This is a genomic window from Lactobacillus hamsteri DSM 5661 = JCM 6256 (assembly GCF_000615445.1).
Classification (GTDB): Bacteria; Bacillota; Bacilli; order Lactobacillales; family Lactobacillaceae; genus Lactobacillus; species Lactobacillus hamsteri.
In genome coordinates, this window is the sequence record NZ_BALY01000009.1 from 47,014 (window position 1) to 57,660 (window position 10,647).

Annotated in this window: 7 protein-coding genes and 1 pseudogene; all 8 read right to left on the minus strand. The window is 29.2% G+C overall.

Translation table 11 applies throughout. The features are described from left to right. Positions 1-8: 8 nt before the first annotated feature. On the minus strand, positions 9-833 hold the full coding sequence (locus tag JCM6256_RS10325) for an AraC family transcriptional regulator (RefSeq protein ID WP_162149729.1): 825 nt from the start codon (positions 831-833) through the stop codon (positions 9-11). A gap of 61 nt (positions 834-894) precedes the next feature. Continuing rightward, positions 895-1,749, minus strand: a pseudogene (locus JCM6256_RS09605) (acetylxylan esterase); the annotation flags it as partial. 92 nt (positions 1,750-1,841) lie between these two features. Further along, complete coding sequence (locus tag JCM6256_RS03715; RefSeq protein ID WP_025080462.1) at positions 1,842-2,690, minus strand: alpha/beta hydrolase; 849 nt, start codon at positions 2,688-2,690, stop codon at positions 1,842-1,844. 10 nt (positions 2,691-2,700) lie between these two features. Next, complete coding sequence (locus JCM6256_RS09610) at positions 2,701-5,223, minus strand: beta-galactosidase (RefSeq protein ID WP_025080463.1); 2,523 nt, start codon at positions 5,221-5,223, stop codon at positions 2,701-2,703. Between the two features lie 240 nt (positions 5,224-5,463). Then, entirely contained in the window at positions 5,464-6,897 is a 1,434-nt protein-coding gene (locus tag JCM6256_RS09615) for an MFS transporter (protein WP_051545868.1), read from the minus strand. 749 nt (positions 6,898-7,646) lie between these two features. Then, positions 7,647-8,255 (minus strand): TetR/AcrR family transcriptional regulator, encoded by a 609-nt coding sequence (locus JCM6256_RS10330; protein ID WP_025080464.1) that lies wholly within the window; start codon positions 8,253-8,255, stop codon positions 7,647-7,649. A 2-nt stretch (positions 8,256-8,257) separates the two neighbouring features. Then, positions 8,258-8,890, minus strand: coding sequence for a TetR/AcrR family transcriptional regulator (locus JCM6256_RS03735; RefSeq protein ID WP_025080465.1), 633 nt, complete (start codon positions 8,888-8,890; stop codon positions 8,258-8,260). A 514-nt stretch (positions 8,891-9,404) separates the two neighbouring features. Next, on the minus strand, positions 9,405-10,568 hold the full coding sequence (locus JCM6256_RS03740) for a GNAT family N-acetyltransferase (protein ID WP_025080466.1): 1,164 nt from the start codon (positions 10,566-10,568) through the stop codon (positions 9,405-9,407). Positions 10,569-10,647: the final 79 nt, after the last annotated feature.

Genomic DNA, 10,647 nt, shown 5'->3' on the forward strand with positions numbered 1-10,647 from the left:
ACTTTTTATTACTTAGCTTCTTTAGAATCACTACCTATTCTCCGTTCCTGACCAGGTGTTAAATTGTAGAATTTTTTATATTGCTGAATAAAGTATGAAAGATTTCTATAACCAACTAATTCAGAAACTTCTTCAATACTCAATTCATCTCTAAAATCAATTAACGTTTTTGCCATTCTCAACCTAAATTTATTCAAGTATTCCATTGGTGTTTCACCAACTTCATTTTTAAATAATCGAATAGTATGAGGAACTGAATATCCAGCTACTAAACTCAAAGTTTGATTAGTAATTTTTTCACGATAATGTACCCTAATATACTCAATTATCGAATTATTAATATTGTTAGTAGTAAACTGAGTCTTATTAGAAAAAGCATTCTTCTTTAAAAGTGTCACAAATTTATAAACTAGTGCTGATTGATCTAAAGATGAAGGATAATCAGCCAACGAAAAGGTTTTATAGTTCTGTTGAATAAAATTTTCTAATTCTGGATCAAGACTTAAATATAATTGATAATTATTTAATTCCAAAAAAGTTTCAATTGAATCTGTTGCTGTACCTTCAAATGTTAAAAATGAAGTTAACCATTCATTATCAGAATCTGGGTAGCAAGAATATGGAACATTGGGGCGCATTAAAAATCCTTGATGTGGATATAATTTGAACTTTTTAGAACCAATTTCTATGTGTCCAACTCCTCTAGCCGTCTGTAACCAATGATAGTATTTAAAACCACTAGGACGATAAACTTTATGTTGAACCCAATTCAAACCAATATCATAAAACTTGAAAGGATAATTTTTCTCAGATTCATTAAATTCAATATTCATTAGACCATCGCTTTTTTCAACTTTATGCTTACAGTCTAATTGTATCATTTTATGATACCGCTTACATCGGATGGATAAAAAATTTTCTAATATTATCACCAATACGTGGGATGAATTCATGTCCATATTCAGGTGCTAAATATATTTGCTTTTTAGAATTAATACGATTATACGCTGCCATTTGTGTCTCTGGTGGAACTTGAGTGTCCGAACCTCCCATTTCCCACAACACTTGTGCTTTTATATTGTCAGCAAAAAATTTTATATCAATATAATCTAACATATTAAAGAATTCTGTTTCTTTTTTATGCAACGGATCACGATAATGAAACCAATAAGATAATTCGCTAAAAGCTGTTGACGAACCATATAAATAAGCCTTACGATAATCTGACAAAAATGGATACGCAACTTGTACTTTATAAATCTCTGGAACGAGCCCTGCACAAGCGATAGCCAACCCACCACCTTGTGAGACACCATGTACAAAAATTCTATTTTTATCAACATGTTCCATTTTCATTAAAATTTTAGTGGCTTGATATGTATCCAAAAATTCACGATAAAAATACAGTTTAACAGGATTCCAATTTTCAATTCCGCGAATAATCAAACCATTTAAAATATCACCATGATAGGCTTGATTATCTTCTGAAAGACCACCTTGACCGCGACAATCTAAAGCTAAGACTATAAAGCCTTCTGCTGCCCAGCCTATTTTATCCTCAAAATCACCAGCACTGCAGTGATAGCCATGAAACATTAACATTCCTGGATGAAAACCGTGTATCTTCTTCGGAATAACAAGTTGAGCGTGAACTTTTGCACCGCCAATACCTGTAAAATATAAATGATAAAAGTTAACAACGTTAGATGGAATATTAGCTTTTTTCAAAATATAATTTGTACCTAACTTATCAACATTTTTCTTACCTTTTTTTCAAAATTGATCAAAATCTTTCGGTTTTTCACCTACACCTCGATAGTCTTTAAATTTATCCAACGACGTTAACATACATTGCCTCTTTTACTTAAAAAAGTATGACCAATATTTTTTGCAAACTCTGCAAATTTATCTGGCCAATTTGTTACACACGGAACTATATCATCTCCACTTTTATGAGCTGTTTCAATTGTTCCCAGACTCAAGCCATGCCCACCTTGAGGATAAATAGTTAATTCAAAATTAATATTATTTTTCTTTAAAGCAGATGCAAACATTAAGCTATTCTCAACTGGAACTACATCATCTGTAGCTGTATGCCAAATGAAACTTGGGGGAGTTAATTCATTTACGTGTAATTCTAGTGAGACTTGATGCAACTTTTTTAAACTATTAGAATCCTTTTTACCTAACAAATTAACAATAGAAGCATGATGAGCATATTCTCCAGACGTAATAACTGAATATCCTAGTAATAAAGCGTTGGGTTTAATATCTTCTGAATTATACCCCAATTCTTTTAATAACTTTGATGACCAATAAACGCCTAAACTGGCAGCTAAATGCCCTCCCGCTGAAAAACCTGCAACAAAGATAGCATCAGGAGAAATATTAAATTTTTTAGCATTCTTTCTAACAAACTCTACTGAACTACTTAATTCAGTTAAAGCAACCGGAAAATGCGTTGGAGTTAAACTATAATTAAGAACAAAAGCTTGAAAGCCATATCCCAACATTTTAATTGCAATCGGTTCACCTTCTCGATCAGCAATTTCTTCATATCCACCACCCGGACAAATAACGATTGCAGGACGAAGACGATCTTGCGCACAAGACTCATTATCCTGAATATAACAATCTAAAACAGCATCCTTTGAAAGGGGAGTTTCAATATGTTTTTCAAAATATTGCATAATATGCCTTCTACTTTTTTAATTTGAGAATTTGATATGAAAATGCAGGCATAGTATGTTGCCCGATTTCAACAATTTCATTGTTCATATTTTTATAATTAATATTTAGATTATAATTAGATGCATGATCCGACATATTAGCTAAAAATATAAAAGTATTCTGATTATTTTCACGTTCATATTTATAAATACCATCATCCATTATAATTTGACTTTCTTTCTTAATAGGTGCAAGCAATTCATCCCAAAATGGACTCTTCATACAATTCCGTGGCATTCCACCAATATAAGTAACATTATTCTTTTGATAAGTAATTGATCGCTTCTCTGCAACTTGTGCATCCGTAACAAAACCTTTAATTGGATAATCTGTGTTAAATAAAGTTACTAAATCTTTGAATTGATCATTCTTTTCCTTTATGTGAATTTTTGCAACCGTTTTCTCTTCGCTGGACAAATATTGTATTACGTCTTTAACTTGTAACCATTCTCCTAATTTTCCTAAACCATTAATGTCTTTATGCCAATTACCCTCAATTGTTCGATCACCAGTTAATGGTCCAAGATATAATTTTCCTCCCATTTTTGTAAAATTTTTAAATTTATTTAGCAAATGATCACTTACATATCTAATAAATGGAACAAAAACGTATTTATATTTACTAAAATCATCATTTTCATTAATAATTTCTACTGAAATACCTCGTCTGGTAACAGCTTCATATATTTCTGTAAAAGTTGGACGATAACGATAAATACCGCCACTTTCCGTATTCATATAAATTTTAGTGGCATCAGAATAAACAATTGCAACTTTTGATTCTTTAATAGTTGTTGTTTCTAAAATTGGTTTTAATTGTTGAAGTAAATTTCCACCCTTAACAACATCTTTATAGCCCAAATCTGGTGTTCCGGCTTGAGTTAACACCGCACCATGAGTTTGTTCAACTCCAACCGGCTGGGCTCTATATGGCCAAAACAGAATTGAACTTAATCCGGCGGCATAACCCAAAAAGATTTCAGTTACTAAATAACCACGTGGATATGGTGGCACATAATTTCCAATAAAACCAACATGAGATGAACACGTTTCTAAAAGATAAAACTTTTTATTATCTTTCAAGTTTCGCCACAAATCTAAATTGATGTGGAAATTCCAATACTCATCAAAACGTGGATAAGTATCATAACCTACAAAGTCTAATTGATTAAATAATTCAAAGTTATCTAAATTAAAGTTCATTGAAGTGTTATGTAATATTGGAATATTTGTCTTTGCAATCAAAATTTGAATGATCCCTGAAGCAAAATCATTAACCGTATCTTGAGTAAATTTTGCAAAAGTATTTTCTAAACCTGCATTGTGAGCAAATGGCGTTTTTACAGGCATAACTACCGCATCAAAATTAGGATAACCTTCACTCCAGATATTGGTTCCCCAAGCTTGATTAAGCCGATCAATTGTTAAATATTTTTCTTTGAGCCAGCGATGCCATAGTATCTTACAAGTTGGACAAAAACATTGATCAACATGACATTTAAATTCATTATCTATCTGAATCGCTTTAACATTAGAATATTTTTTTGCAATATTAGCTATTTGTTTAGTTAATTCATAAACTTTTTTTCTAAAAATCAAATTATTAGTGCATACATGTTGTCTTGAACCATGTTCATCAATCTGACCATCCTTATTTACAATTCTTGTTTGGGGATAATGAATCGTAAACCAACGTGGCGGTGTAGGGGAAGGAATACCGAGAATAACATTAATATTTATTTTTTGGTATTTATCTAATAAGTTCTTTAGATAATTCATGTCATAATGGCCTTCCTCTGGTTCCAATTTATCCCAGAAAAATTCACCTATACGAACGGTATTGAACCCAGATTTATGAAGACTATTAATATCTTTTTCAACTACTTCATCATTCCATACTTCAGGATACATTGATGCACCATAAAAATACTCTTGCTTAGTAGGCATAAAGAAATGATGATAAAGCCATCTTGCAATAAAATTAGTAAATAACTTTTTGCTTTGTACTGACTTAAATTGCTGTTTTGTTTCTAAACCTGGAACTTGTTCTAAAGCTATTTCTTTTTCCTCATTATTTGCAGATAAATACCATGAATTAATAAAGCTATAAATATCTAAAACGGGTAAACGATAATCCTTTGACAACTTATGAATTAATAAATTATCTGTATCTTTATCATAGTATTTTTCCATTTCATCAAAATAACGACATTCTGTTGCTAAAACCACTTTAGCATCTTTCGCCATAAAAAATCTTATTTGCTTATTAAGTTCTTTCCTAACATAATTAGGATTGAAACTACGCCCCAAACCTAAAATTACGATGTCATCTTTAACTACTTTAATTTCTTGCCATTCCTTTTCAGAATTATAATTAATGAAATGGATTTCTATATTATCTTTATGTGGAAATTTTTTACTATTTAAAAAGGTTGTAATTTGGTCATCATCTAAAATAATTTTACTTTTTCTTTGAATAAAGAAAATTTTCATTTTTTCTTTTCCTCCCTTTATATTGACCGTTTTTTAGTTCTTAAATACTTATGAGTACTTTATATTCTCTGGATTATTAACTATATTTATATAGTTTTTTTACTTGAATAAATATCATAATTTGATTATTTTATTATCTTTTAAAAATATTTTGTAAAATCAATTATCTTTGTACATATAGTTATATTTATAAATATATATAGCTCCAGATCATTTTATAACCTAGAGCTATATATTTAATTATTTACTTTCTTTTTTACCTCTACGTTTGTTTAATTCATTAGTAACTTCAGAAAGTTTTTCTTTACTTAGTGGATAAGCAAAGGCGAGAATACATGCACCGATAAGTAATAAAACAAACGGAATAAGTGTACTCATTGAATACATTTTACTTAAAACATCAGCTGATTGAGTTGTACTACCAGTTGTCGTTGCTTTATAACCAATTGCTGTTAATAAAGCACCTGCGCCAAACGAATTAATAGCTTGCGCAACTTTACGGCCTAACATATTAACGCTATAGATTGTTCCGTCTTCACGAGTTCCAGTCAAATATTCATGATATTCACTAACGTCAGTCATAAATGCCCAAGTCATAATATTAAACATTGAGAAGCATAATGCACTGCAGAAACTCAAAGCTAAATAAACCCAACCGTTACTTAACTTCAAAAGATAAACTACCAAGAAAATAAAGGAAGCAATAAATAATGAAACTGAAACAACTTTCTTTTTACCAAATTTTTTAGTTAATGGAAAAGCAAATAATGAAAGAATCAAAGTATTCGCATAATTAAACAAATTAGCAAAAGATAATGCATGACTATTTTGGAAATATACAACATACATATAATTAGTCATGTAAGAAATAAATGAAGTACCTAGTACAATAAAAATTTCAGCAAGAATAAAGATAAGTAAAGCTTTGTCTTTTAAAATTCCTTTAACGAAAGTTTTCTTTTCAGCATGCTTGGGGTGTTCTACTACAATACGCTCTGTTGTTAAAGCGTACATAATAGTATAAAAAATCATTGCTAAAACAACACAGCCCAATGCACAATAGAATAAGCGATCACCAGAAAGAACTTGCTGACCATTATGAGTTGAGTAAACAATGAACGGAACAACAAATCCTGTTCCTCCAGCACCCAAGGCTGAACCGATATTTCTAAAAATTGATAATGAATCACGATCATCAGGATCATTACTTAATACTGAAGCTAAAGTTCCGTATGGAATATTAAAACTTGATAAACAAGCAATATAAAACATGTTAGCAATAAACCAATATGCAACTTTAGCTCCCAATGCCCATTGCCGAATAAATGGTAAATATATAATAATAATTGATAAGCCTAAAAACCATTTCGGTGTTCTAATCCAAGGATGAAAACGTCCTTTTTTACCTAACGGTGTTAAATCAGAAATTCTCCCAACTGTAACATCAGTAAACATTGCAAAGAAAGTAGTAACAAGCCCTACAGTAGAGAAAGTTAATGGTGAAATTCCTAAAACATTTGTACAGTAAATAGCTGAAAATGAGGCTAACATTCCCATTAACAAAGTCGTACCAAAGTCACCAAAAGCATAACCAATTCTATCCTTTAAGCCAAATTTAGGAATCGGTTTCCCACCATTAACTTTAACGGCTAGATCTTCACTTTTCCCATCCATTTATAATTCCTTCTCTCTAAAACAGAAAAACATTTAAGAATAAAAAAATACAAATATCTTAATTTATCGATTAATATGAAAATTTAATCAATATTAAGATCATTCTACTTTTTATATAATTAAGCAGTTGCCTTCTATGCAACCGCTTTCTTCAATAAATATTGTCATCTATTTAGATCATTTATAATATCATTATTTGCTCATAATACTGTTGTAATTTAATGATAAATAAACTCTTACCAGAAGAAATATCTAATATAATGATATAATCCTATTTAAATTAACATCTCAAATATATTAGTTTTTAATTTACCTATAAAAATATCTTACTCTTAACTATTTTTACAAAAATAATAATTTATTCTCTACAACCATTGATAATTCTTTTTTAATTACAAATAAACTTAACATATTATGATCTTCCTATGTAAAGTCAAGTAGAACGCGGCATTTAACTTTATGCTAAAAAGACCCAAAAGTGTTTAACTTTATGCTAAAAAGACCCAAAAGTGTTTAACTTTTGGGTCTCAATTCGAAATGATTGTGGTTTTGTTTTGGATTAATATTTCAAACAAATATATTTCACGTGGAACGTTTCGCACATGATAAAACTTATTCTTAAAGTACTTAGACAGTTTATTTCTATGTTAAATATACGTCATCATTGCAATTATATGTATATTTATAAATACACGTATCATTATATGGGTGAAGAATGCAATCGTTATAGAGTTAATACCTTCCCAACTTTACAAGCCCATCATGTTAATTAACGTATCTTTTAATTTTTTACGATTCTCTTCACTATTTTGAATACCAAATGTCGATAAAATTAAATCGAGCTGTCCACTGAACACATTATTTGCCATATTATCTACTTTATTTGGGTGATCAATATAATAAACAAAATATTCTGTTACTTGTGCTGCTAAAACTCTTACTTCTAAATCACCTAAAAATGGAGCTTTTTTAGTGATAAATTCGATCATTACGTTTTTTAGCCTAAAAGTAAAATTTAAATTCATGTCATCAATATTATCTAGAATTTTTAATTGTTTATTAAAACCAACAAAAAACTTCTTCAATGATCGATTAATTTCTTTATAACTTCGATGCTGACCTCCCCATATAGCATTTCTAGTTATAACACGTTTAAATTCTTCCAAATAATTATCTTCAATTTGTTCAACGATAGCATATTTATCAGGAAAATGTTGATAAAAAGTTGATCGACTAATCATCGCTTCATCCATCAGTTGCTTAACAGTGATTTTATTAAAATTCTCTTCTTCTAACAATTTCCAAGTAGCTTTAATAATATCTCGAGTTGTTCTCTGAAATTGAAGTGATTCTTTCATAATTATTTATTTCCCGGATAATTTATCATCAAATTATTCAATTTTTCTTTGATATTTCCACCATTCGTACTATTAATATTAATTCCTAAAATAGTTAAAAACACCGTGATTTGGCCGTCAATCATCGTTCTCGCGAAGTTTTTTACCTCATTAGTATGATTAATATAATAAACAATATATTCAACTGCCTGTGCAGATAATAATGCCAATTCGAGTTCATTTAAATTTGGAGTCGTATTACTAATATATTCGCTAATTGTCTTTCTAAGCTTATATCTAAAATTCAAATCAGTTTCGTCAATTTCAAAAAGCAATTTCAAATGTTCATTATTTTTTTCAAAGAATTCTGTAGCCTTTTTATCTATTTGATCAAATTTGAGATTGGTATCTTCTTTTTTAGATAATATAGCCATCGAATTAACTAACTTCATAAATTCTATTAAATATTGTTTTTCTACATATTCAATAATTTCATATTTATCACTGAAATGTTGATAGAAAGTTGAACGGCTGATCATTGCTTTATCTAATATTTGTTTAACAGTAATTTTATTAAAATTTTCTTCCTTCAATAGCGTCCAACAAGCCTGAATAATATCACGACTAGTCCGATGATACTGAATAGTTTTCTCCATTTCCTAATCTTTCCTTTTTCTTTTTTTATAATTCTACTATATGTTAATCGAACAAAATATTTATATTGTTCGATTAGTAAACAATATCAAAAAAATGTTCTCAACTATAACTTTTATGATTTTTTATCGGTTGTCAAAGTAGTTAATTTATTAGATTATATTAATTGTGATCACGTAATATCCATGGAATATCGACTAAATATATTTAGTTAAATCAGAAACTATGATGAAGTTAAAAGTAGTTTTATCTATCAGGTTTCCTTATTACATACTTATACTTAATATTATTTCTCAACAATTTAATATTATAATTAATCGATGAAAACAAACTGTTTTTATCGATTTTTATTTCATATACGTATATTGTATAAATGTTTAAAAAGTAATTCAATAATTTTGTTTTTTCAAGCATATCTCTATATTGATAATTATACTTATACATACAATTATCAATATAGAGATATGCAATATTATAAATAGTAAAAAACAGCGGTAGATCAACCTATCGCTGTTTTTAATAATAATCATAAAATGAAGTAGTACCTTTTATAACTTCAAAATCAGAATGCTTTTTACCCTTAATTTCACCTAATTTAAATGCTTTCTCAACACTTAAATTACCAAGAAAAATTTTAGTCCAGGCATTAATGCTCCCTTCAAAGGAAGGTTTTAAATCAGTTTTTTCAACTTTAATTTCATTATCTGTTTGAGTAAGTTTCCAATTACCAATATTCCACGGACATAATTCATCTTCAGAAACACGAATTACAAACGAACCATTTTCCACTAACTTAATTGCAGAAAAAATTTGCGAAATATTGATAATCCTGCTCATCATATATGGATAAGTATTAATAGAAAGCAATCTTTGTTCAGGAAACATATTTTCCAATCTGCTTTCTTCAGGAGTAATAATTGAATAATCCATATTAGGTTGACTCTTTTCAGCCATAAAACCTAATAATCCTTTAATCCCCTGAACATCATTTGCAAACATTTCATCTATTTTGAAATGAGTTTGATTCACGGTAAAAAACATATATGCTTCAGGTAAACCAACTCTACCAAAATATACAGCCAGTTTTCTATCAGGATAATAATCATCTAGGCGATTCCACCACCAAAACGGCCTATTTATAGTATTCCGTTCATTAGTGGTATGCATGGGAACTTCATATAACTGTGCAGCTCCATTTTGAATAATTAAATCCTGCCACTTACCTACCCTAATCTCGCCATCTTGTGGTTCAAAAATATCTTTTAAAGCTTTACTGGAAAAAGAATATTTCTTTTGATAAATAGTATTTTCAAAACCGTATTGTCTATAAAATGTTTCCGAAAAAGGCGCTAAGTTAGCAAAAGGAATATTTTGATTATGTAAATCCTCGAAAATTTCTTTCATTAACTTGCTTATATTTCCTTTCCCTCTCGCAAGTTTTGAAGAAGATACATAGCCAATACCTGCCATCTTAGTTCGTTCTCTAAAAACACGACAATCAAACTGATTAACCATAATGTAGCTCTCTAAATTATGGTCATTAACAATTCCATACCCATCACTATGATTATATCTAGTCATAAAATTGTTATTTTGTTTTAGATCTTTCTCTTTTTTAAAAGCTTCAGAAACGAGTGTAGCAACTTGATTTAAAGTATTAGTATCCTTATTTAATTTCATAATTCAATTTTAGCACTTCTTTAATTTTACAGTTATTTATATTATGTGTTATTTTAAGCGTCCTCATGTATAAATATAG

What these genes read in the sequence shown, in the direction of transcription:
- JCM6256_RS03715 (WP_025080462.1), bottom strand. Translation starts at nt 2,690, where the DNA reads ATGCAATATTTTGAAAAACATATTGAAACTCCCCTTTCAAAGGATGCT.
- JCM6256_RS03740 (WP_025080466.1), bottom strand. Translation starts at nt 10,568, where the DNA reads ATGAAATTAAATAAGGATACTAATACTTTAAATCAAGTTGCTACACTC.
- JCM6256_RS09615 (WP_051545868.1), bottom strand. Translation starts at nt 6,897, where the DNA reads ATGGATGGGAAAAGTGAAGATCTAGCCGTTAAAGTTAATGGTGGGAAA.
- JCM6256_RS09610 (WP_025080463.1), bottom strand. Translation starts at nt 5,223, where the DNA reads ATGAAAATTTTCTTTATTCAAAGAAAAAGTAAAATTATTTTAGATGAT.
- JCM6256_RS10330 (WP_025080464.1), bottom strand. Translation starts at nt 8,255, where the DNA reads ATGAAAGAATCACTTCAATTTCAGAGAACAACTCGAGATATTATTAAA.
- JCM6256_RS10325 (WP_162149729.1), bottom strand. Translation starts at nt 833, where the DNA reads ATGAATATTGAATTTAATGAATCTGAGAAAAATTATCCTTTCAAGTTT.
- JCM6256_RS03735 (WP_025080465.1), bottom strand. Translation starts at nt 8,890, where the DNA reads ATGGAGAAAACTATTCAGTATCATCGGACTAGTCGTGATATTATTCAG.